The organism is Paenibacillus aurantius (assembly GCF_032268605.1).
Classification (GTDB): domain Bacteria; phylum Bacillota; class Bacilli; order Paenibacillales; family NBRC-103111; genus Paenibacillus_AO; species Paenibacillus_AO aurantius.
This window is the reverse complement of sequence record NZ_CP130318.1, coordinates 5,360,785-5,382,707: the sequence shown is the minus strand read 5'-3', so window position 1 is coordinate 5,382,707 and position 21,923 is coordinate 5,360,785. Positions and strand designations below refer to the sequence as shown.

Annotated in this window: 20 protein-coding genes; 12 read left to right on the top strand and 8 right to left on the bottom strand. The window is 54.3% G+C overall.

Annotated elements, in window-relative coordinates:
- The first annotated feature begins 2 nt into the window (after positions 1-2).
- A complete protein-coding gene (aroC, locus tag MJA45_RS24295; protein WP_315604479.1) occupies positions 3-1,058 on the top strand; it encodes a chorismate synthase in 1,056 nt (351 codons plus the stop codon).
- A gap of 39 nt (positions 1,059-1,097) precedes the next feature.
- Here the strand turns inward: aroC and MJA45_RS24290 are convergent, their stop codons facing one another.
- The 4 genes from MJA45_RS24290 to MJA45_RS24275 all read right to left on the bottom strand — a co-directional run bounded on the left by MJA45_RS24290 (position 1,098) and on the right by MJA45_RS24275 (position 6,190).
- Positions 1,098-1,937: an AraC family transcriptional regulator gene (locus MJA45_RS24290; RefSeq protein WP_315604478.1), complete on the bottom strand. Its 840-nt coding sequence runs from the start codon at positions 1,935-1,937 to the stop codon at positions 1,098-1,100.
- Between the two features lie 255 nt (positions 1,938-2,192).
- Complete coding sequence (locus MJA45_RS24285) at positions 2,193-2,972, bottom strand: phytanoyl-CoA dioxygenase family protein (protein WP_315604477.1); 780 nt, start codon at positions 2,970-2,972, stop codon at positions 2,193-2,195.
- Between the two features lie 288 nt (positions 2,973-3,260).
- Entirely contained in the window at positions 3,261-4,721 is a 1,461-nt protein-coding gene (locus MJA45_RS24280; RefSeq protein ID WP_315604476.1) for an extracellular solute-binding protein, read from the bottom strand.
- Positions 4,722-4,825: 104 nt separating this feature from the next.
- On the bottom strand, positions 4,826-6,190 hold the full coding sequence (locus MJA45_RS24275) for an aminotransferase-like domain-containing protein (protein WP_315604475.1): 1,365 nt from the start codon (positions 6,188-6,190) through the stop codon (positions 4,826-4,828).
- 163 nt (positions 6,191-6,353) lie between these two features.
- Between MJA45_RS24275 and blaOXA the strand changes: the two genes are divergently transcribed.
- The 4 genes from blaOXA (at position 6,354) to MJA45_RS24255 (ending at position 9,005) form a co-directional block, all read left to right on the top strand.
- Positions 6,354-7,154 carry a class D beta-lactamase gene (gene blaOXA / locus MJA45_RS24270; RefSeq protein WP_315604474.1) on the top strand — a complete coding sequence of 267 codons (801 nt, stop codon included), beginning with the start codon at positions 6,354-6,356 and terminating at the stop codon, positions 7,152-7,154.
- Between the two features lie 121 nt (positions 7,155-7,275).
- Positions 7,276-7,710, top strand: coding sequence for a DoxX family protein (locus tag MJA45_RS24265; protein WP_315604473.1), 435 nt, complete (start codon positions 7,276-7,278; stop codon positions 7,708-7,710).
- A gap of 182 nt (positions 7,711-7,892) precedes the next feature.
- Positions 7,893-8,330, top strand: a complete 438-nt coding sequence (locus MJA45_RS24260) for a GNAT family N-acetyltransferase (RefSeq protein ID WP_315604472.1) — start codon at positions 7,893-7,895, stop codon at positions 8,328-8,330.
- A 204-nt stretch (positions 8,331-8,534) separates the two neighbouring features.
- Positions 8,535-9,005, top strand: a complete 471-nt coding sequence (locus MJA45_RS24255) for an NUDIX domain-containing protein (RefSeq protein WP_315604471.1) — start codon at positions 8,535-8,537, stop codon at positions 9,003-9,005.
- Positions 9,006-9,121: 116 nt separating this feature from the next.
- On the opposite strand, the gene MJA45_RS24250 is transcribed toward MJA45_RS24255, so the two are convergent.
- The 3 genes from MJA45_RS24250 to MJA45_RS24240 all read right to left on the bottom strand — a co-directional run bounded on the left by MJA45_RS24250 (position 9,122) and on the right by MJA45_RS24240 (position 11,803).
- On the bottom strand, positions 9,122-9,619 hold the full coding sequence (locus MJA45_RS24250) for a DinB family protein (protein ID WP_315604470.1): 498 nt from the start codon (positions 9,617-9,619) through the stop codon (positions 9,122-9,124).
- Positions 9,620-9,652: 33 nt separating this feature from the next.
- Positions 9,653-10,468 (bottom strand): alpha/beta fold hydrolase, encoded by an 816-nt coding sequence (locus tag MJA45_RS24245; protein ID WP_315604469.1) that lies wholly within the window; start codon positions 10,466-10,468, stop codon positions 9,653-9,655.
- A 96-nt stretch (positions 10,469-10,564) separates the two neighbouring features.
- Positions 10,565-11,803: a YbfB/YjiJ family MFS transporter gene (locus MJA45_RS24240; protein ID WP_315604468.1), complete on the bottom strand. Its 1,239-nt coding sequence runs from the start codon at positions 11,801-11,803 to the stop codon at positions 10,565-10,567.
- Positions 11,804-11,913: 110 nt separating this feature from the next.
- On the opposite strand from MJA45_RS24240, the gene MJA45_RS24235 reads away from it, so the two are divergent.
- The 3 genes from MJA45_RS24235 (at position 11,914) to MJA45_RS24225 (ending at position 16,031) form a co-directional block, all read left to right on the top strand.
- Entirely contained in the window at positions 11,914-12,810 is an 897-nt protein-coding gene (locus tag MJA45_RS24235; protein WP_315608095.1) for a LysR family transcriptional regulator, read from the top strand.
- 404 nt (positions 12,811-13,214) lie between these two features.
- The gene (locus MJA45_RS24230) at positions 13,215-14,741 is read left to right on the top strand and encodes a malate:quinone oxidoreductase (RefSeq protein ID WP_315604467.1); all 1,527 of its coding nucleotides are present in this window, start codon (positions 13,215-13,217) and stop codon (positions 14,739-14,741) included.
- A 267-nt stretch (positions 14,742-15,008) separates the two neighbouring features.
- The gene (locus MJA45_RS24225) at positions 15,009-16,031 is read left to right on the top strand and encodes an NAD(P)-dependent alcohol dehydrogenase (protein WP_315604466.1); all 1,023 of its coding nucleotides are present in this window, start codon (positions 15,009-15,011) and stop codon (positions 16,029-16,031) included.
- A 77-nt stretch (positions 16,032-16,108) separates the two neighbouring features.
- Here the strand turns inward: MJA45_RS24225 and MJA45_RS24220 are convergent, their stop codons facing one another.
- A complete protein-coding gene (locus MJA45_RS24220; protein WP_315604465.1) occupies positions 16,109-17,671 on the bottom strand; it encodes a S8 family serine peptidase in 1,563 nt (520 codons plus the stop codon).
- Positions 17,672-18,040: 369 nt separating this feature from the next.
- Here MJA45_RS24220 and MJA45_RS24215 point away from each other — a divergent pair, with 369 nt between their 5' ends.
- The 4 genes from MJA45_RS24215 to MJA45_RS24200 all read left to right on the top strand — a co-directional run bounded on the left by MJA45_RS24215 (position 18,041) and on the right by MJA45_RS24200 (position 21,894).
- The gene (locus tag MJA45_RS24215; RefSeq protein ID WP_315604464.1) at positions 18,041-18,523 is read left to right on the top strand and encodes a GNAT family N-acetyltransferase; all 483 of its coding nucleotides are present in this window, start codon (positions 18,041-18,043) and stop codon (positions 18,521-18,523) included.
- Positions 18,524-18,591: 68 nt separating this feature from the next.
- Entirely contained in the window at positions 18,592-19,035 is a 444-nt protein-coding gene (locus MJA45_RS24210; protein WP_315604463.1) for an NUDIX hydrolase, read from the top strand.
- A 701-nt stretch (positions 19,036-19,736) separates the two neighbouring features.
- Positions 19,737-20,681 carry a phage baseplate protein gene (locus tag MJA45_RS24205; RefSeq protein ID WP_315604462.1) on the top strand — a complete coding sequence of 315 codons (945 nt, stop codon included), beginning with the start codon at positions 19,737-19,739 and terminating at the stop codon, positions 20,679-20,681.
- A 244-nt stretch (positions 20,682-20,925) separates the two neighbouring features.
- Positions 20,926-21,894 (top strand): helveticin J family class III bacteriocin, encoded by a 969-nt coding sequence (locus MJA45_RS24200; RefSeq protein WP_315604461.1) that lies wholly within the window; start codon positions 20,926-20,928, stop codon positions 21,892-21,894.
- The last annotated feature ends 29 nt before the right edge of the window (positions 21,895-21,923 follow it).

Here is a 21,923-nt window from a genome sequence, read left to right as displayed (position 1 = left end):
AGATGGCGGGAAGCACATTTGGGGAAAGGCTGAAGGTGACGACCTTCGGAGAATCCCATGGAACGGCGGTTGGGGTGATTGTGGATGGGGTGACGCCCGGTGTGGAGCTGGACGAGTCCTATCTGCAGGTACAGATGGACCGGAGGAAGCCCGGGCAATCGTCGGTGACCACGCCGAGGAAAGAAGAGGACAAGGTGACCGTCCTGTCCGGCCTGTACGAAGGACGGACAACCGGCACTCCGCTCTGCCTGCTGATCGGTAACCGGGACAGCCGGCCTTCGGCGTATAACGACATTCAGGAGGCCTTTCGTCCAGGACATGCGGATTATTCCTATATGGCAAAATACGGCTTGCGGGATCACCGGGGCGGCGGGCGGTCCTCGGGAAGAGAGACGGCGGCCCGGGTGGCCGCCGGAGCGGTCGCCCGCAAGCTTCTGGAGGCGCGGGGCGTCTCCATCACCGCCTACACGGTGGAGGCTGCGGGCATCCGCTGCGTACGGTTCGTGGAGAGCGCCATAGAAGCCAACCCGGTCCGCGCTTGCGACCCGGAGGCCGCCATTCGGATGGCGGAGCGGATCGAAGCGATCGCGGCCCAAGGGGACAGCTGCGGCGGGGTGGTGGAATGCCGCATCCGGGGAGCGGCTCCGGGACTGGGGGAGCCCGTCTTTGATAAGCTGGATGCGGAGCTTGCCAAGGCCATGCTTTCCATCGGAGCGGTCAAGGGGATCGAATTTGGGGAAGGCTTCGCCGCGGCGGGGATGCTCGGAAGCGAGCACAACGACCCGATGAACGCCCAAGGATTCCTGAGCAACCATTCCGGCGGCATTCTGGGCGGGATCAGCACGGGAGAGGAGATTCTATTTCGCGTAGCCGTCAAGCCGACCTCGTCCATCTCCGTTCCCCAGCCAACGGTCGGGACCGATGGACAGGAGCGGGTGATCCAGACCAGGGGGCGGCACGACCCCTGCATCTGCCCGCGGATCGTGCCTGTGGTGGAAGCGATGGCCTGCCTGGTGCTCGAGGATCACTACAAGCGTCAGGCGGCTTTGAGAGCGTAATCCGGACTGTCCGCTGATCAAGCCACACGGCGGTCCGGTTCAACTCATCCAGTCGCGATACCGCCGCCGAAAATCTACAGCTGAGCTGTTGACCACTCTTCTGAAGAGGCGGCTAAAATAGTTTGCATCTTCATAGCCAAGGCTGTAAGCAATATCGGATATGCGCTCGTTCGTCTCCCGAAGGCGGCGCTTCGCTTGATCGATCTTCAGCCGTTGAACGAATGACAACGGAGCAAGCCCCGTTTCACGCACAAACAATTTGCGCAGATGGGACTCGCTGACACCCGCCAATTCGGCCAGCTCGGTTAAGCTCGGTTGACGGGCGGGATTCCGAATCAGGTATTCTATCACGGACCGGATTCTGGGGTCGGTGCACGTGACGAGAGGCGTAGAACCGTCCAGATCGTCGCTATGACTTTGGTCGAGAAGAATGCCCATCATTCTCAATAAATCGGCCTGCAGCAACAGCGCTTGTCCCGCCGTTGGCGATTCGTAGGTTCTCAACATCCGATTGAATAGTGTCACAAGCTCCGAGCTGTTCAGCATCGGCTTAACGGGCACATGCAGGAGCAGCGCCCAACTGCGTTGGCTAAGGAAAGAAATGTCCGCCTCGAGGTTTACACTGACGACCACCGCCGTCGTCGACAAGGTGCGGCTAGATAGGATCGAGCCGCCGGGAATGACCAGGATATCGCCAGCTTCGCCGATATACGGATGCCCATCAACGCTCAGATGGCAGCACCCTTCCGAGATGTACCAGAGCACGGTGGGCTCAAGCTTTCGCTGGGATATCTTCCATGCGGAATCAAGCCGATATTGGTTAATATGCAAGAAACGAACACGAAGCGCATCGGTCAACAACTGGGCAGAAGGATGCATGAAGGCTCTCACCTGCCTTGATCGCTTGCCTGGCGGCATAATTTAAGCTCCCTATGGAGAATTCAACAAGGGCCGGTCCAACTCCTTTAGAGCAATGACCGCATAACGATTGTTTCTCCCTGCCCGTTCATAACGAGGCGGACCCGGCGCTTACGATCGATAATGCATCCCTAATTCATGGCCGTCGTCCACCAACGTTCGTTCCCCTAGATGACAAGGAATGGCTCGCCTTTCGCAGGACAGGGATTTTGCCGCTCAACGTTCGGGAACGGTTCCCCGAATCGAATTGTTGTATCGATAATCGTCACGTCCACTTACCAGAAATGTCTTGATTCGTTCCGTGTCCCCACCCCATTCGTCTAACTTGAAACGCACCTCGGGAGTCGTATAACGGACAGAGAACGCTACACGCGGAATATTCGAACGGTTGTCCCCCGACCCGTGAAATATCGCCTCGTTGAAAAATACGATTTGGCCAGGGGACATTTCCATCTCAATCGCTTTTGATTCATCCACTTGCTCCAAGGACAGACCTTGCCCGAACGTACTTCTGGCATCCCCCACCGCCACATGCTCCACTAGGGAACGATGCGTCCCTGGGATCAGCTTCAGGCAGCCATTCTCCTTGATCGAGAAGCCCAGCGTCACCCAAGCGGTTGCGTTGATGGCCGGCTCCATTGGCCAGTAGTTGATATCCTGATGCCAGGGAATGAACCTCTCATTGCCAGGCTCCTTATACCAAAAATGCATCGCCCACAGCACCAGGTTATCTCCCAACAGGTGCTTCATGGCAGCAACGATGCCGGGATGCGTGGCCAGCTCGTACGCCCACACGTACCGGTGATGCCACGCCGATAAGTTCATGTCCGTCGGCTTGGGCTCGAAGCGGGACTGGCCTAACGTGGTGAAGAACTGCTGATAGGCCGAGTCCGCCTCCTCTAAACTTAGTCCTTGTACAGGTCCGCAAAAACCTTGCTCGGCATACTCTGCTTGTGAGAACGGTTTGCCTTTGGTGATCATGGAAGGTTCCCCCAATTAATCAGAAATGTGTTACAGCTTTATTCTAATCTTCGGTATAAGCGGACAACAGCAGGCAAACCAATCATCTCTAGCACAAATTGATCATCTTGCTTCCTCTCCGGGAGGCAAAGGCGTAAGTCTGGAGGTCGGGTGGCTTTCGTTCGTCCACAGCTTGCTCACAAAGGCGGCAATCAACCAACTATACAAAATGGTGGCGCAGGGATAGCCTCCCTGCGCCACCATTTTTGGATTCCATACCAACTTTTACACAATGGGGTTGTTCACAAAGGTATTTGAAACTTACTATTGGGACAGCCCCTTGCTGTCATTCCCGGGCGGCTGGTCCTTCAGCAGCCGGTTTAGTTTCGCTTCGATGCGCTGGCAGGCCTCCCGGGGGCTCTCCATGCTGGCCCACAGGAGGGTCAGCTCATCAGCGAGGAGCAGGATCTCCCGCTGCCGGAGCTGAAGGCTGTGCAGCGGACGGGCATAGGGAAGCACCTCGAGGAACCGTTGGTAATGCTCGGGATGGATGGCGGGATCGAGCAGCGAGTCATCCTCTGCTACGCTCCGCAGAGCGGGAATGGTGCAGCCGTACTGCTTGAGCAGCGTCTGCGCCTCAACGGAGGTCATGTAATCGACCAGCTTGCGGGCGGCCTTCCCGTGCTCGCTGCGGCTGTTGACCGCAAGGCCGCCGCCCAGGAGCAAGGTGGCTTCCCGGCTCCGTTTCGTCACCGGAAGCACGTCCCACTCGATCGAATGCTCCCGGAACTCATTCATGAAGTAGTAAGTGGTCAGAATCATCGCGACCCGTTCTTTCTTGAACAGGCTTTCGGCCAAGTGAGAGCTTCCGTGCGAATAGATCGGGGAGACGGAATGCTTGTACATCAGCGAGGTGCAGAATTCCAGCGCCTCGATGTTTTCCTTACGGGATAAGGTGCTCCGGCTCCGGTCGTCCGTCATGAACTGCCCGCCGTTCTGAAGCAGGAAGACGGGCCAACGGTTCGGGGAGGACGAGAAGCAGAAGCCATACTGCTCGATGATCCCGTCATCGTTGAGGTCTCGGGTGCACTGCTTGGCGGCGTGCAGAAGCTCCTCCCACGTCTCGAGACGGGTGTCTTCGGGGAGGCCGCACTCCCGGAAGAGCGCGCGGTTGTAGCAGATCATCACCGGCGAGAAGATGAACGGTGCCGCCAGCGTCCGGTCCCCATGGGCAAAAATCTCAAAGACCGGCGGGTAGCTGGTCCCGTCCGGGCTCAGATGGCCAGGCACGTAGCCGCTCACATAATCGGACCGGCCGGAATCGATCCAGTCCCGTACGTGCGTGTCGGACATCATGAAGACGTCCGGCCCCCGCCCCTGCTCCATGAGGCGGATCAGCGTCGAGGTGTAGCCTTCGACCGGCAGGAGAATGAGCTCCACCCGGACAAAGGGGTGCTGCTTCTCGAACCGTTCCAGAATCCGCCGCACGATGTCAATCTCGTACGAGGGGGAGAACCAGGCGAGCCTTAGCGTAACCGTGGCCTGTGCGGCTTCGGGAATGGTGACCCGGTTTCCTTTTCCCGCTATTTTCTCAATCAGGCCTTCGTCCACCAGCTCGGCCAGTGCCTTCCTCAGCGAGACGCGGCTGATGTTGTATTTGGCGCTCAAGGTATTCTCGGGCAGAATGAACTCCCCGGGAGCCAGTTCCCCGCTTATGATTTCCTCCCGCAATTCCTGGAGAAACCGGCTGTACCGTTCTTGAAAGGTATTTCGTTTACGCAGCAAGGTGTACCGCCCCTATATCAAATCACTTTACCGGGAGTATAGCATAAAACGCCAAGCCCCATCCAGGCACGGCCTGCTTCCAAGGTCAAGCGCGGCCGGCGGCTTCAGATAAACCGCACCCGGGTGCGGCTGCCAAGGAGCTCTCGGATGCCTTCCGCGATTCGGTGGATTCCCTCCTCGATCCGGGCCTCTTCCACTTGAGACACGCTGAGCCGGAGCAAATTATCCCGGGCCCACTCGGGAAGAAACATTTTACGCGCGTTGTCCACAAGGACGTTCTTCGGTTTCAGGTACTCGATCAGCTGCGAGGCTTGGAGGGGAGAAGGAAGCCCGATGGTGGAATAGAAGCCGGACAGAGCGCCCGAAAAGGACGCCGAGGCCGGAAGATGCTTACGGCAAGCTTCCTGCAGCAGGAGGGCTTTGCGGCGGTACAGGCTTCTCATTCTCTGAATGTGGGCGGCGAATAAGCCGTTTCGAAGGTAGATTTCAAGCGCTCCCTGGGTCAGCACGGGAGAGTGCAGATCGGACGCGAACTTGGCGGCTTCGAAAGGCCCCAGAAGGAAATCCGGGAGCACCGCCAAGCCGAGCCGGATGCCGGGAAGCATGACCTTGGAGAAGCTCTTCGTATAGATCACTCGTCCCGACGGTTCATAGGCGAACATGGGATCCTGCTTGGCGTCGGAATCCAAGTCCCCCATATAGTCATCCTCAATTAGATACACATCATGCTTCTCCGCAAGCTCCACGATTCTCCGTTTCTCCGCATTGGTATAGCTGTAGCCGGTCGGGTTGTGGAACCTCGAGACGGTATAGAACAGCTTGATGTCCTCGTCGCGAAAAAGGCGCTCCAGACGGTCCAGGTCAAGGCCCGCCCCCGTGATTTCGATCCCGTGGACCGGCACTCCCTGCTGCCGCAGCGATTCGACCATGGCGGGATGAGTAGGCTGCTCGACGCAGATGCCTCTGCGTCCGTTGGGAAAAGGAAGCGAGACGAGCAGATGAAGCGCCTGCTGGGAGCCGGAAACGACCGCAAGGCGGGAGGGAGGGGCGAACACCTGAAGATCGCGCAAATGGCGGGCCAGCTCGGTCCGAAGCGAAGGCAGGCCGAGCGTGTCGGAATACGTAAACATGTCCTCCCGGTAGGTCTCAATGGCCTGGTTGAGGCAGTGCTGGAACTCCCGGTAGGGGATAACCGCCTTGTCCGGTCCGGCGGATAAGAAATCGATGACGTCATTTGTCCCGGTTCCGGTCCGCCGCTCCATAGGGGCTTCCACGACGTAATAGCCGCTTTTGGCAACGGAATAGACGAGGTGTTTCTTCTCCAGCTCCTCATACGCCTTGAGAACGGTGTTGCGGCTGCACGCCAATTGGTCGGAGAGGGACCGGATGGATGGCAGCCGGCCCCCCGGCTTAAGGCGGCCTTTGTCGATCTGTTCCTCAATGTCTTGAATGATTCGGGTGTAGAGCATGGGAGGGCCTCCTTTCCTCTGTACGGGTACAGATCATGAATATGAGCATAGTCTTGCGGCAAGCGGACCCCTATACTCTACCTTACCAGATGCATTTGGGGAAAGGGTTGCCGCTCGCGGCCGTCGGCAACGGAGGTAAGATAAACCGGAGGTGTGCCATAATATGAAAAACGGTAAGCTGCTGCTCACGTTGATTCTGGCTGTCGTTCTGTCGGGATCGGCTCTAAATTTAATGCCGAAAGCGGATGCGCACAACGTTATCACGGAGCTTCCCCTGGAAGACAGCTTTGGCGGAGTGCCGGGTACGATGGTTCTTAAGAATCTCAAGACGGACAAGCAGTACGTCTACAATGGGGAGAGAAGCCGGGAACGCTTTACCCCGGAGTCCAGCTTTAAGGTGCCGAATGCCTTGATCGGCTTGGAGGAGAAGGCGGTGGCCGACGAATACGAGGTCAAGCGCTGGGATGGGGTCGTCCGGGAATTCGAGGCGTGGAACCGGGATCATACGCTCGCGTCGGGCATGAGGCATTCGGTGATCTGGTACTACCAGGCGATGGCACGGGATATTGGAGCGGAGCGGATGCAGCGTAACCTGGACCGGATCGGATACGGGAACCGGGACATCAGCGGGGGAATCGACCGTTTCTGGCTGAACAGCTCACTGAAGATTTCCGCCCAAGAGCAGGAGGCATTCGTTGAGAAGCTGGTGGAGGAAGAGCTTCCCTTCCAGGAGCAGACAATGAAGACAGTCAAGCGGATCCTAATCGACGAAGAGAAGGACGCTTATACGCTGCACGGCAAAACGGGAACACGCTTGTCGGATATGGGGCTCGGCTGGTATGTGGGTTACGTCGAAACGGAGAAGGCCACGTGGGTGTTCGCCACGAACATCGACGGAAGCGGGTCAAAAGCCCGGCAGCTGACAAAGGAAGCTCTTTTGAAGCTGGGGATCATCCCGGAATAAAAAAATTTTTTTACGGTTTGTCGATAAGCCATTCTCCTGTTCGTTGTATAAGTGAAGGCGGCTTTCGGGGCTACCAGACCGGGACCGCCATTACCCAACCGAAACCAGGAGGATGAATAAGATGAGTACGATGATGATCAGAGAACGGAAAGAACAAAGGCTTCCAACAGGCGGTATATCCAAAGGGCGGCTGTGGACGGCGCGGATTATGAGCGGGATCGGGATTCTGTTCATGCTGATGGACGGAATCGGCAAGCTCACGGCCCCGGCCCCCGTGGTGGAAGCGACGCTCGCCCTTGGCTTTGCGGAGCGGCATATGGTGGTGATGGGCGTGCTGGGCCTGCTTTCCACGCTGCTGTATGCCATTCCCCGGACCTCCTTCTTGGGAGGACTGCTCTTGACGGGCTATTTGGGGGGAGCGATAGCGGCTCAGGTGAGGGTGGATGCTCCGCTGTTCTCTAGTATCCTTTTCTCGGTTTACCTGGCTCTGCTGTTCTGGGGGGCTCTGTGGCTGCGGGATGAAAGGGTGAGGAACCTTTTCGCTCCGAGACGTTAAATAGGACACCGGAACGTGTCCCCGTTTGCGTGAAGGCACTCGCTCTTTTGGTAGAGCGGGTGCTTTTTGTGATGGAGAAAGCAGGAATGTTATGCTATAACGATTTTCTCCAAGCCTAAACCTTGGCAGGAATGGTAAGCTGGATTTACTATCCCTTGCTGCGGGAAAAGGAGAGAGACGCAATGGAGCTGTCGATTACAAACGAGGTCAATCCAGACGAAAAATCTTATGTGGTAAACCAATTGATTCGGTTTAATTCCAAGCATTTTCCTGATGAGTGGAAAGAGAAATATGAGGCCATTCACCTGTTGTTGAAGGATAAGGAGCAGAAGCTTTACGGCGGGCTGACGGGGGCGGTGTGCTTGAACTGGCTGGAGGTGAAGTATCTTTTTGTGGACGATGCGGTCCGCAAGAAGGGATACGGAAAAAAGCTGCTCGCGGCCGCGGAACAAATCGCGAGAGACCGAAAGTGTGAGTTTATGAAGCTGGATACCTTAAGCTTTCAGGCTTTGGATTTCTACCTCCAGCAAGGCTATGAAGTGTATGGCACTTTGCCCAATGCAGGCGGGCACACACATTATTACTTGAAAAAGGACTTGGTCCCGGTTAAACTTACATAAGATTTTCCAAGTGAGGATGGCCGCTATGCAAATGGTAAAGCTATGTTCCCTTCATCATCACAAAAGGCGTTAGCACACTCCCCAGCAAAAAAAACGGGGTGGGCTGACGCTTTTCGCGCTTCCCGCCCTGCGTTAAGCACGCGCAGGACCTCGGGTCCGGCGCGTTTTTTATTATTCAAGCAAAAATATAAGGAGGAGAGAGCTGTGGCCATTCTAACCGATGCTGCGGGCAATGTTTTTCTGGAATTTATAACAATCGAAGAGGACCGGATCGGGACCGTCCCGCTCGATGCCCCCTTAACCCATGCACTGATTGCGGTAAAATGCCGGGGCACTTACCTGCTCCTGTTCAACAAGTGGAGAAGCTGTTGGGAATTGCCGGGTGGAGTGATCGAACCGGGCGAGACGCCGAGGCAATGTGTCCTTCGGGAGCTGCAGGAGGAAACGAATCAAGCCGTGGGAGAGGTGGAGTTCAAGGGCTTGATGAAACTCCGGCTTCAGCCCGGCTATCATGGCCCTTTGAGGGTGGAGTATGGGGCTTTGTTTGCGGGCCAATTGGAGCATCTGGAGGAATTTATCGAGAACGAGGAAGCCAACGCGATTGTTCTATGGGACGGCTGCTCCGAGATCGGAAGGATAGCCGAAATCGATAAGAAACTGCTGGAGTTTGCTTGACCTTAGGGGAGATTACGGTAAAAAACACAGCGGCGGACCAGGACGCGGCTATAAAGCCCTGGAACGGCCGCTGCTGCATCTTTCCGTTAGGCGGAACACCCGCAAATGAGGTCCACTCAAAGCGGTGGTGTCGCTCCCAGTTTCGCCCAACCTTCCTTGGAAGGACCGTATACCGCAGGTATAGGCAGCCCCGCTTGGCGCATCAGGACGGTGATCTGTCCCCGATGATGAACGATGTGTTTGATCAGTCCCAAGAAGATCGTCGCGTTGGATTCCCTTCTTCCAAACGCATTCTGGACTTGCTTCAACGAATCGTCCGTCCACTGCTCTTGAAGAGCATGGACTACATCCGAGCTTACCGCCTCAAAAGTCTTCGCGATCTCATTGGCGGAGGGCACGTCGTTCGGATGGGGCACTTTGTTTACCGTGACCCCGAATTCCGTTAAATAATCCGGAATATTCGTGACAAAATGCCAGGCGATCCGGCCCAGCGTACGTCCCTCCGGATAGACCTCCTGCAGGAGAGCGGGATCGGTCAATCCGTCCAACACCTTCTGGGTCAGGACGGCCTCTTTTTCCCATTCGGTAAGCCAATCCTCTACGGTTACGTACATCTTCTCATCCTCTTTTCCGGTTATCGTTTTGCTTCACGCTGGGTTGGTAAGAAAATCGCTTACCACCTGAAAATACCCGTCGGGATCATCGGCGTGGACACCGTGACCACAATGTTCGAACACGATAAGCTTGGTATTAGGTCTTCTTTCTTCCATACGTCTCGCCTGCTCCGTATCCAGTAGGAAGCTTTTTCCCCCGTGAATCAGCAGGATCGGGCAGCTCGAACCCAGCCAATCCTCCCACCACTCCCCGTTTGATAGAGGAACGGATACCCGCAGGCCCGACAGATCCGTCCGGAATCCCCAACCGAGCTCATCCTCAAACACGCTCTCCGCAAAATAATCAATAGCCCGGAGCCCTGCTCCGGCCAGCGATTCCCGCAGCTCCTTCAGGGAAGCGGATCGGAAAGGAAGCTTGTCGGCAAAGGAGAAATCGGCCTTGATTTCCGCTCCAATATCCTCGACAATAATGGATTTCACCAGCTGGGGATAACGGGCCGCGAATTGATAAGCATTCAACCCGCCCAAAGAATGCCCCAGGATCGTGACCGGTTGTCCCCCGAGCTCCGAATGAATGAGGTTCAGGATATCCTTCACGTAATCCTCCCTTGCATATTCCATACCGGGAGGATGCTCGCTCCAACCGTGTCCGCGTTGATCCAGGGAAATAACCCGCCAATCTTGGAAGCGCGCGGCCAGCTCCGAGAAGGATCTCGCATTGGCCATATAGCCATGCAGCATAACAAGCACGCGTTCGCTGTCTCCGCCCGTATCCAGGTAGGAAAGTCGAAGATTCCCCGATTGAAAGTATTTCCTTGTGACCGTAATGTTAGGGCCGGAATTCCTCATCCTTTTTCTCTCCCCTGCGTAATAATCTTTAGTCTCTTACAGAACCATCTTACTCGTTAATGGTGACAGCTATTGTCATCGTTAAGATAAATTGTTTCAGGCTTTGATAGGCAAATGACGGATCTCCCGCTTTCGCTGCTGTTGTCCAAATACACCAGCCAGCGCGGCGGCTATCGCCAGGAAGATGGCGCTGGACGCGACGCCGAACGGCAAGCCGTACCGTTCGACCACCGCTCCTCCAACGAGGGGGCCGATTATCTGCCCGATGGCAAAAAAAGCCGTCGTTAAGCTGAGGCATGCCGCGTAAGCGCCTGGAGGGACATGACGCCGAAGAAGGGCGGTCGTCATAAGCGGAGGGGTAAGGAAGGAGGCCAACCCAATGGTAACCGCGCCTAAAGCGGTAATGACCACATTATGGGTGGTTACGCCCATCGCGCCGATGGTCCCCAAGGCTAGACCGGAAGCAAGCGTATAGCCGCTCGGCCATCGGTCGATCGCCTTTCCTCCGATCCAGCCGTTAAATAAACCCGCCAGCCCTAGACTAGACCAGATCAAGCCGGCGTAGAGAGAGGGAATGCCTTTGCTTACCAGATAAGGGATCAAATACGTAAAATAGATAATGTACCCCCAGCCGAAGAAGAAGTAAGAACCGGTTAAGAACAAGAGCTTCTTCGGACTCAACAGGAGTCGGTACACGTTCTCCCGTTCTGGCTCACGTGGATTTGATTCCGCCCGCGAGGGTGCTTTGACGGAACTCCGCTTTTTGGTGGCGAACTCGAACCCACATGCGGCCATTATTCCGAATACGCCCATGGCTATCCAGGCATACCGCCACCCCTGCAAATGGGAAGGATCAATGGTGAGAGGGGCGAATAAACCCGTCACTAGAATGCCGGCTGATCCGCCCAGCCATATGAGACCCGATGCCGCTCCTCGTTCCGCCGGCCGGACGGCATCCAGGGCAAGGGACAGGACCAATACGGTAGCGACGGCGGATAACAAGCCAATGACGAAACGCCACAGCCCGAGTGAAGGGAAATGATCACTGAAAGCCGAGCCGATCATAGCCAGCCCGAGCATAAAGCAGCTCAGCCGGTTAATGACGTGCTTACGGTCCGGGAACCGCGAGATCAAAGGGGACAGACACAAGGTACCGGCCAAATAACCGATAAAGTTGACCGTACCCAACATCCCCAGCTGTCCGTAACTTCCTCCGATCTCCCTCTGGATTCCAGGCAAAAACATGCCGTAGGAGAGCCGGGAAAACCCAAGAATGACGACAAACAAAAGCGATGCCCATATAGTGACACGGTTTAATGCGGATTTTGTCTCCATAGCCCCAACTTTCCTTAAAATCATTTGTTGCCCTTAGTGTAAATTCCGGAGATAATTTTGTAAAATTGAATAATATGAATAAATGATTCATAAATAATGAACAAAAGGTGATGACGATGGACCTTCGAGCTTTAAAGACCTTCGAGGCTTGCGTTCGTCTCGGTCATTTTCTGAAAGCGGCCGAGGAACTCCAATATGCCCCCTCTACGGTAACCCTTCAGATCCAGCGTCTCGAAGCTGACTTGGGCGTTTCCTTATTCGTACGCGACGGCAAACGCGTGATTGTAACCGAAGCCGGCCGATGGCTTCATCGAGAGGCTTTGGTTCTGCTGAAATCCATCGGTTCCATCAGGCAGACCGTCTCGGATATCGGGGCGGGGGATAAAGGCACGGTTCGCTTTGGCTCTATCGAGCCCGTTGCAAGCCAGCGGCTGGCGTCCGTTATAGCGGACTTTTGCAGGAATCGACCGAATGTGGAGTTAACCATGGAAATAGGCGGCAGCCGCTCGATCGCGGAGAGGGTACGGACCGGAGAACTGGACTTCGGCGTATGCTCGACTCCTTCGGCGAACTACCGGCTGGAGTTTGAGCCATTGCTCGAAGAAAGACTAGGGGTCATGCTGAACGTGAATCACCCGTTAGCTGAGAGGGCCAGCATCGCGGTGAGTGATCTCGCGGGGCTAACCGTTCTCGTCAAAGAGCCGACTTGCATCTATCGGGAAATATGGGAAAGGACGGTGGGGACAATCGAACCCACTCCATTCTCCTGCATAGAGGTGGGGAGTTTCTTTGTGATTCAACAAATGATTCAAGAAGAGTTCGGCGTCGGGATTGTGCCCCTGTACCAGGGTCTGGAGCAGTCGGGCTCCTTGGTCATCCGTCCTTTTGCCGATAGGAATCCGGTTGTTACGATAGGGTTTGCTTATAAAGATAAAACCTTCTTAGGTAAGGCAGCATTAAGACTAATGAATGCCATTAAAAGTTTTCCGGAGAGCCTGCCTCTATGAAAGGCCGTGATCTTGTTTTAGAGCATTGTTGTCCCGAGCGATGCGCTAAACATGCAAACGCAGAGGGAGTCTGGTAAAATAAGGGGAGGGAATCCAAGCCTTCATCTTTAGCTGCTCGAGGGGAGAGTCTTTTGGCAGTGGAGTGGGTTCCTGGTGCTTTTGGAGGAAATGCTCGCGTATTACCAGCTTTTGATAGCCAATAACTATCATATATATAGTAAATAAATATTAAAATCTATACGCAAAAGTGGTACACTAGAGGTTAGGGTTATATTTGTTTAGGTGGATCATTGATCTCCATCCAGAAAAGGTTTGTGACTAGGCTGCCCCTGGCTTGCTGCAGCGTTTGAATCAGGAGCGCCTGCATCCTTTCTATAAATCTTAGGGCATAAGGACGGTTCAAAATGAGCAACAGACAAACAACAACAGACGTGATCTTGATTGGTGCCGGCGTCATGAGCGCGACTTTAGGCTCCCTGCTTAAAGAGCTGGCACCGGAATGGAAAATCAAAGTGTTTGAGAAGCTCGCTAAAGCCGGAGAAGAAAGCTCCAACGAATGGAACAATGCGGGTACGGGCCATGCGGCCCTGTGCGAGCTTAACTATACATCCGAGAAACCGGACGGATCTATAGATATCAGCAAAGCGATAACGATTAACGAGCAGTTTCAGCTTTCCCGCCAGTTCTGGTCTTATCTGGTCGAAAGCAAGCTGATTCACAATCCACAGGATTTCATCCGGCCCCTCCCTCACATGAGTATGGTCCAAGGGGAAGCCGACGTGAAGTTCTTGAGAAAACGGTTTGAGGCGCTGGCCGCCAATCCTCTGTTTCAAGGAATGGAATATTCGGAGGACCCCGAGAAGCTGAAGGAATGGATTCCCCTCATCATGGAAGGCCGCACCTCGAACGAACCGATCGCCGCCACCAAAATTGATTCCGGGACGGATGTCAATTTTGGTGCTTTGACACGTATGCTGTTCGAGCACCTGGAGAATAGCGGCGTGGCCCTTCATTACAAGCACAGTGTGAAAGATATTACGCGCGGCCGCGACGGCTTGTGGGAACTGAAAGTGAAGAACCTCGACAGCGGCCAAACCGAGATCCATGCGGCCAAATTCGTCTTCATCGGCGGCGGGGGCGGAAGTCTGCCTCTTCTTCAGAAGACAGGCATTCCGGAGTCCAAGCATATTGGAGGCTTCCCGGTCAGCGGCCTGTTCATGGTATGCAACAACCCGGACGTGATCGAGAAGCATCACGCCAAGGTTTACGGCAAAGCCAAGGTAGGCGCCCCTCCTATGTCGGTTCCGCATCTGGACACGCGGTATATCGATAACAAAAAGTCCTTGCTATTCGGACCATTTGCCGGGTTCTCGCCTAAGTTCCTGAAGACCGGCTCGTATTTCGACCTGATCGGCTCCGTCAAGCCGGACAACCTTCTGACGATGCTGGCCGCCGGCATGAAAGAGATGGCCTTGACCAAGTACCTGATCCAGCAAGTGCTGCTCTCGAATGAGAAGCGGATGGAAGAACTGCGCGAGTTCATTCCGAACGCCAAGAGCGAAGACTGGGAAATTGTCGTAGCGGGTCAGCGTGTGCAGGTTATCAAGGATACGGAAGTGGGCGGCAAAGGAACCCTTCAGTTCGGCACGGAGGTGGTAAGTGCCGCGGACGGCTCGGTCGCGGCCTTGCTTGGTGCTTCTCCAGGGGCTTCTACCGCGGTTCACGTTATGTTCGAGGTGCTGCAGAAGTGCTTCCCGCAGTACAAGAAGGAATGGGAGCCGAAGCTGCAGGAAATGGTTCCTTCCTATGGCCTGTCGCTGTTGAAGAACCCGGAGCTGCTCCACGACATCCAGGCCGCGACCTCGCGGACGCTGGGGCTCGTCGAGGAAAGCTCCACGCAGCGCGTCACCCGCCGGAGTGCCTCTTTCTAACCTACTGGCAACCGATCCCGAAACCACTCATATAGTTAGCCTCCGAAACAGCTGCCCCGGCAGCTGTTTTTCTTATGTAGTTTGGGAAGGAACGGCCTAAATCATTCTCCCCTTTCTCGAGCGCTGCTACCGGTTCGATTCGGAGCCATCCGTATGCGGCCCGGCCTTCACAGCCTGGTGGCGTCGGCGCGTAAGCCATAGAAGCGAAACCTAACCCAGGTATACAACGTTTATAAACCTACGATGAGAGGAAGGAGGGGGTCGACGATGAGGACAGAGACAAAGGCTCCCGAACATTGGGGGAACCCAGGAGTTCGCACGATGCGGGCGCTGGTCTATGAAAATTACGGAACGCCGGATGTTCTCCGAATTAAAGAGGTAGACGTCCCTACACCTAAGGACCACGAGGTGCTGATTGCGGTGCATGCCGCATCGGTGAACTCCTGGGATTGGGATCTCCTGCGCGGTAAACCGTACATAAACCGGCTGGGAGGACTTCGTAAGCCCCGTTACCGCATCTTGGGGGCAGACGTCGCGGGACGGGTAGTCGACGTAGGCTCCGCCGTTAGTCGTTTTCAACTGGGGGACGAAGTATTCGGAGACCTTTCTGGTTGTGGATGGGGCGGATTTGCGGAATATGTATGCGCACATGAGGAGGCCTTGACGCCAAAACCGAATGGAGTAAGCTTCGAGCAAGCGGCGGCTATTCCCCAGGCAGCCGTTCTGGCCTTACAGGGATTACGGGATAAAGGAAAGCTTAAGAAGGGACAACGGGTTCTGATTAATGGCGCGGGGGGCGGTGTCGGAACATTCGGGATCCAATATGCCCGTTTGCTTGGAGTAGAAGTGACCGGTGTGGATAACGCCGAGAAAAGGGATATGCTGCTTTCCCTCGGAGCGGAGCATGTTTGGGATTATACGAAGGAAGACTTCACCAATAGTGGACAGCAATACGACCTGATTCTCGATGTCGTCGGTAATCGGTCTGTTTTCGCGCTGAAACGCGCGCTTAAGCCGGGAGGCACGTATGTCATGGTCGGCGGCTCTCTCCTTCGTATCTTGCAGACCTTGTTGGCGGCACCGCTGGCCGCTTGGCTGGAAAAGAAGAAAGTATCGGTGCTCGTCCATAAACCGAACCATGCCGATCAGTTGGTCTGGAAGACGCTTGTCGAAGCCGGCAAGATCACGCCCGTCCTGGATCGGAGGTATTCCTTAAGTGAGGCTGCCCATGCGCTTCGGTATTTCGGAGAAGGCCGCGCGAAAGGAAAGATCGTCGTCTTTATGGATTAACCGAGGTTTAGGCGAAAAGAAAAGAACTCATGGTGAGCAGGAAGGAAGACTCCTGTCATCGTGAGTTCTTTAGCGATTTATGGGGTAACGGCTAACTTCACCGCGGCATCGGCTTGGACGAGACCGTATCCGTAGCTGGAATCCCATCCGGTCTTACCCAGGTCTTTAGATGACTTCTGCAGAAGGGAACGGATTTGATCGTTGGTCAGCTTCGGATTGGCGGACCAGGCAAGGGCGGCTACCGCCGAGACATGCGGTGTGGCCATCGAAGTTCCCTCGTAATAGCTGTAATCCCATTGGGAAACCGTGACATTCCCGGTACCGAGACCGGAGGCCCGAATCGAATTCCCACTGTTATAAGAGACGGAAACGGCGGGTATCCAAGCTGCGGCGCTTCCCAAGGTAAAGCTGCCCGGATCATCGGTGCTTGCCGTGTCATTGTTGACGATGATGGCGGCCGATGCTCCCTGGTTCATGACATTCTGAATCTTTTCGGAGAAGGCGTTGCTCCCCCGGTTGATCAAGGCGATCCACGCTCCGGTCTGCGGCTTTCCGCTGCACGAGGCTGCCGTGTCGGCCAAGCCGCATTCGACCAGAGGACCTGTTACATTGCCGTAAGCCGAGTATTCAAGCCCGATGCTTTTGTAGCCGGTTTCGGTTCCGTTCTGCCCTTCTTTGACCGAACTGCGGATGCCCGTTCCCCGTGGTACGCTCGATAGGGTTCCGACACCCGGCGCTACCAGTTCCTGCTCCCTGCCGTAATTGGAGAATCCGGCAAGCTGCAGGCCGCTGTCGACGGCTCCTACGGCTGCTACGGAACTGTAATGAGCGGGGTAGCCGACCCGGCCTCCGTCGTTACCGCTTGCGGCGATGCTTAGCATCCCGTTTTGATAAGCCTGATCAAAAGCCTTTTCCTCCGTTCGGGAGCCTCGGTCACTTCCTAACGAGAGGTTGGCTACATTCGCCCCATTTTGCTGGCACCAATTCAGGCCATTGATAATTCCGCTGGTGGTTCCACTGCCATCGTCACCCAGCACTCTAGCTACATAGAGGTCGACTCCGGGTGCCACTCCAATCCGGCTTCCGCTGCTGCTGGTCTGGCCGGCAATGGTTCCCGCAACGTGGGTGCCGTGCCCGAATCCGTCGGTGGCGTCCCGATGACCGTCGTTGACGAAGTTTTGACTTCCCTTTATAACCGAAACGCCGCCGCGGGTGAATTCAGGGTGGCTGTAATCGATTCCCGTATCGAGTACGCATACCTTGATCGATTGTCCCGTTGCGTTCAGGTTCCAGGCTTCGGCGGCGTTAACGGCCTGCAAGCCCCAAGTATATTCCCCATCCGTATAAGAGGTTCCCGTGCTGCTGGCGTAGACAGGGCGGTCTTCTTCCACATAGCTGACACGGGGATTGTTCTCCAGCCCTTTGGCGGCTGCCGCCGAGGCTACAATCCGAACGGCGCCCAGCTTGTCCCATTGCTCTTTCAGCTCAATACCCGGGGCGGCCAGAGCTTTTGGGGAAACGCCGGGGGTGAGGCCTACCAGATAGGAATGCTTTTCCGCTGGTGCTGCTGTTACGAGATTGCCGGCGAGCAGGAGGAGGACCAAAGCAGATCCGGTTACCCGCGATAAAAACGTTTTCATTTTCAAATGACTTGTCTCCTTTCGGCACATGGAATAGTCTTGATGAAAGAGGAAACGGTGCGACGGAGAATCTAGCTAGTGCCTTATCCGGTAACTTTGTTGGCGAGAAAACCTCTATATGCGCGCGAAAATCAATAGGGAAGCAGAACTTCTTTTGCGGATAAGGTACTAGTAAATCGATTTTAAATGACCCTGTCCTCTTTTCCATGGGGACAAGTATCGAAAAAGGGAGGTTCTCCCGGCCCATTTTGGAACGGAAGAGGAAGGGGAAGGGTTTGGCAAGAGGAATTGTCACCAAATCTATGACTGTTTTACCGACACGTATCGGGAATTACGGGAACGGAGATTTTTGAGGACATAGGAGGAAAGATGGATTTTTCGATTAACCTATATGAAAGACCTGCTAGATCGGGTCACCCGGTCGTACATAAAATAACGACGTTGATTCACTCCTTGACTGGAGAGTGGTTTACAGAGGATGTTGGGCAGGACGCCTGCAAGGATCTGATGTTTCAAAATGTGCTTTGCGCGGAGAGGGATGGACACCTTGCCGCTTTTCTCATGTTTACGAGCACGGAAGGCACCATCGCCATATCTTTGATGGCTGTTGATCCTGCGTTCCATCGCAAGGGATTTGGGTCCAGCTTGCTGCTCTATTTGTTCGAGCATGTTAGGCAGATGGGTTTTACGAGAATCGTTGCCTTAACGGTACCGCCTCGCGTGAAGCCAGCCTATCAGCGGACGGTGGATTTTTATGAGAGACACGGGTTTAGCAGGGGAAAGGAATATACCGAGCTCTGGCTGAGTGGAGCCCTTCAGTTGGTGAAAAATCTGGAGCCTGAAGGGGGATAGGGTGTAGAGAGGGCAACAGTCTAAGGAGGAAGGAAGTCAGGTAAGAAACTAAAGAGGAGACTATGTCGATGAACCCATCCGGAACTGTATTGGTTGCAAGTGTATCCATTCTTCAAGACGATAAGGTCCTCATCCTGCAAGAAAACAAACCCGAGGTTCGCAACCAATGGAATTTTCCCGGTGGATGTTTGGAGCCAGGGGAGGATATTCGGGCTGCCGCACTAAGAGAAGTAGAGGAGGAAACCGGTTATCTAGTCGAACTGATGGGAACGACCGGCGTTTACTCGTTTATTAGCAGCACGAATCATCATGTCGTGATGTTTCATTTTATCGGTAAGATTACAGGGGGTTCTCTCCAATTGGAAGAGGGAATGATCCGTGACAGCCAGTGGGTTACGCTGTCGGAGCTGTTGATTCCGGGCCGGTACGAGCTTCGGGGAGAGGCTGTTATTAGGCAGATCGCGGAGAACCTCTTGGCTGGAACGGCTTATCCCTTGTCTTTGTTTAATTAGTGGCCATTCCAATTTCAATAAGAGCGGTGACTAACAATGATAAAGATCCGAGAGTTTACCCCAAGGGATTTGGACGAGGTAACCGGGCTGATGGCGGACCTGGGTCATGCTTCCTCCAAGGAACAGATGGAAAAAAGACTGAAGGCGGAGCAATGGTCCTCACCAGCGGCAGCAGACCGGAACGGGAACATGCACACCGATTCTATAAACAGTCAGATTACACGGTCACCGGGTTTCGCTTTTCGAAAAGACTCTAGTGCGCGCAATGGTCTAATCCTTCGTCAGAAAGCGTAAAGTTAAACCGTTTATAGAAGTGTTAGTAGAAACAGCTGGAAGGAGGGGAGAGTGGTAGTCAAATTATCCAATTACTTGTTTATGGGATCGATGCTGCTTTTGATCCTGACCTGCTTATTAAATGGGCTGGGACGCAGAGGATTCACCAATCATGACTTGAGGAATCCAACGGCCGGCAGTATAACGGATTTGCAACTGGAACATGATCATAAGAAAATCATCGAGCATCAAATGTCATTCGCAGGTCGAATGCTAAGGTCCTGCCTGTTTTGGATTTCGGTTGGGGGGATAGCGGTTTCGATCGTCATTACGTTATGAGCTCGTGGATTAAGACTAAGGAGCAAAGGGTAAGGATAATTATTCCAATCATAATGGAGGGACATATGTTGCCAAACCGGAAATTGAAAATGCTTACATCGTTTGTTATCGCCATTCTTCTGTTCGGTATGTCGGTCATGCCCGTCTTTGCCGCTTCGCCTGCCAAAACGGTAAACGCTTCCGCTCACCTGGCCTATAATCTCAAAGGGCTTAAGCATAATGCGGCCGTCCAGAAAGCCTACATTGCTTCCACTTATGTTTACGTAACCCAGCGGTCCGGAGGAACGTGCTATCTTTCCCGATTGCGGATTAACGGAAACGACGCGAACTATGTGGATGAAATGAAGGTTACCAACACCGGCCATTGCCAGACCTTGGATATGTATACCTACAAGGATACCAACTATTTCTATTTCAGTTCCAAAGCGGATCCCTCCACCGATTATAATTGGTCGCTCCAGGTAGCCAGACTTAAGTACTCGCCCGGCGCGACGGTGGATTATACGGATCTTCACCGGTTCACCTATATGAATTACGCGAATAAATCCGGCACAAGATTAGGGGAGACGTATCGGGTAGATGGAGGCGGCAACAGCCTCTATACCATTTTCCGTGTCCAAACGAAAGAGGGAACGGTCACTTGGTCCATTTATGATACGGTAGCCTTGAACCGGCTGCTGGACAGCAACGAACAGGTAAGACTGGACAGTGCCGCGGCAAAGAGCGCCTGCATCACCAGCTTTACGCAGTCTGGCAGCAATATCATCCGGCCCAATGGTTCCTTCCAAGGTCTGGATATGCTCGATAAGACGGAAATCTATACGTCTGGCGGAGCGGAAGGGCAGACCCCTAAGATCGCCAAGATGTCGAACAGCGGTGCCTACAAGACCCTTGTGAAGATAACCAATGTCGGAACCCACGAAATTGAAGGGGTTCAAACCAAGAATGGCAAAGTGTATTTCACGATCGTGACCGACCCGGTCAACAAGCAGAACACCCAGAAAATTTATTACGTAGCGGATAGTATCTTTTAATCCCTGGTTCATCCTAACGGGGCTCAATAGAAATAATACCACTACAGGCTGCCGGTTAAAGCTCGGCGGCCTTTACCGCATGAACCGAAATTTTAACGAGACCCCCGTTAGAAAATAACGATCCGGCACGTTGAATGTAACGAGGATTCCATTAAGGAGGTGGTCCTAGCCGGTAGAATCATGGAGCTTATGGAACGAAGCATGAAATTCAGGGGTATCAGTCCAACCATATGGAGGGATCCGCATGTTACCAAAACGGAAACGGAAAATGCTTACATCCTTTATTCTCACCGTTCTTCTGCTCGGTATGTCGGTCATGCCCGCATTTGCCGCTACGCCTGCCAAAACGGTAAGCGCTTCCGCCACCTTGGCCTACAATCTTAAAGGGCTTAAGCATAACGTGGCTGTCCAGAAGGCTTACATAGCTTCCACTTATGTTTACGTAACCCAGCGTTCCGGAGGAACGTGCTATCTATCCCGGCTGCTTATTAACGGAACGGACGCTACATACGTGGATGAAATGACCGTTACCAACTCCGGCCACTGCCAAACGCTGGATATGTACACCTACAACAATATCAACTACTTCTATTTCAGCTCCAAAGCGGACCCTACCACGACGTACAACTGGTCGCTCCAGGTAGCCCGGCTTCAATACTCTCCCGGCACGACGGTGGATTATTCCGATCTTCACCGCTTCACCTATATGAATTATGCGAATGAGACCGGAACAAGATTAGGAGAGACCTACCGGGTGGATGGGGGCGGCAACAGCCTCTACACCATTTTCCGCGTCCAAACGAAAGAGGGAACGGTCACATGGTCCATTTACGATACGGTGGCCCTGAACCAGCTGCTGGACAGCACCGACCAGGTAAGATTGGACAGTGCGGCGGCGGCCAGTGCCTGCATCACGAGCTTTACCCAGTCCGGCAGCGATATCGTCCGGCCGAACGGTTCCTTCCAAGGCCTGGATATGCTGGATAAAACGGAAATTTATACGTCCGGCGGCGCGGAAGGAGATACCCCGCAGATCGCCAGGATGTCCAACACCGGAGCCTACCAGACGCTCGTGAAGATAACCAATGTGGGAACCCACGAAATCGAAGGGGTCCAAACGAAGAATGGCAATGTGTATTTCACGATCGTGACCGACCCGGTCAATAAGCAGAATACCCAGAAGATTTATTACGTTTCGGATAGTATTTTTTAATAGCTTCTTCCGACCGGGTGTCATAAGGC

Bases quoted from the DNA above. Each gene is read 5' to 3' on its own strand.
- MJA45_RS24245 (WP_315604469.1), bottom strand. From the start codon at position 10,468: ATGAGGAATTCCGGCCCTAACATTACGGTCACAAGGAAATACTTTCAA.
- aroC (WP_315604479.1), top strand. From the start codon at position 3: ATGGCGGGAAGCACATTTGGGGAAAGGCTGAAGGTGACGACCTTCGGA.
- MJA45_RS24240 (WP_315604468.1), bottom strand. From the start codon at position 11,803: ATGGAGACAAAATCCGCATTAAACCGTGTCACTATATGGGCATCGCTT.
- MJA45_RS24230 (WP_315604467.1), top strand. From the start codon at position 13,215: ATGAGCAACAGACAAACAACAACAGACGTGATCTTGATTGGTGCCGGC.
- MJA45_RS24290 (WP_315604478.1), bottom strand. From the start codon at position 1,937: ATGCATCCTTCTGCCCAGTTGTTGACCGATGCGCTTCGTGTTCGTTTC.
- MJA45_RS24210 (WP_315604463.1), top strand. From the start codon at position 18,592: ATGAACCCATCCGGAACTGTATTGGTTGCAAGTGTATCCATTCTTCAA.
- MJA45_RS24265 (WP_315604473.1), top strand. From the start codon at position 7,276: ATGAGTACGATGATGATCAGAGAACGGAAAGAACAAAGGCTTCCAACA.
- MJA45_RS24235 (WP_315608095.1), top strand. From the start codon at position 11,914: ATGACGATGGACCTTCGAGCTTTAAAGACCTTCGAGGCTTGCGTTCGT.
- MJA45_RS24225 (WP_315604466.1), top strand. From the start codon at position 15,009: ATGAGGACAGAGACAAAGGCTCCCGAACATTGGGGGAACCCAGGAGTT.
- MJA45_RS24220 (WP_315604465.1), bottom strand. From the start codon at position 17,671: ATGAAAACGTTTTTATCGCGGGTAACCGGATCTGCTTTGGTCCTCCTC.
- MJA45_RS24275 (WP_315604475.1), bottom strand. From the start codon at position 6,190: ATGCTCTACACCCGAATCATTCAAGACATTGAGGAACAGATCGACAAA.
- MJA45_RS24250 (WP_315604470.1), bottom strand. From the start codon at position 9,619: ATGTACGTAACCGTAGAGGATTGGCTTACCGAATGGGAAAAAGAGGCC.
- MJA45_RS24205 (WP_315604462.1), top strand. From the start codon at position 19,737: ATGCTTACATCGTTTGTTATCGCCATTCTTCTGTTCGGTATGTCGGTC.
- MJA45_RS24260 (WP_315604472.1), top strand. From the start codon at position 7,893: ATGGAGCTGTCGATTACAAACGAGGTCAATCCAGACGAAAAATCTTAT.
- MJA45_RS24200 (WP_315604461.1), top strand. From the start codon at position 20,926: ATGTTACCAAAACGGAAACGGAAAATGCTTACATCCTTTATTCTCACC.
- blaOXA (WP_315604474.1), top strand. From the start codon at position 6,354: ATGAAAAACGGTAAGCTGCTGCTCACGTTGATTCTGGCTGTCGTTCTG.
- MJA45_RS24215 (WP_315604464.1), top strand. From the start codon at position 18,041: ATGGATTTTTCGATTAACCTATATGAAAGACCTGCTAGATCGGGTCAC.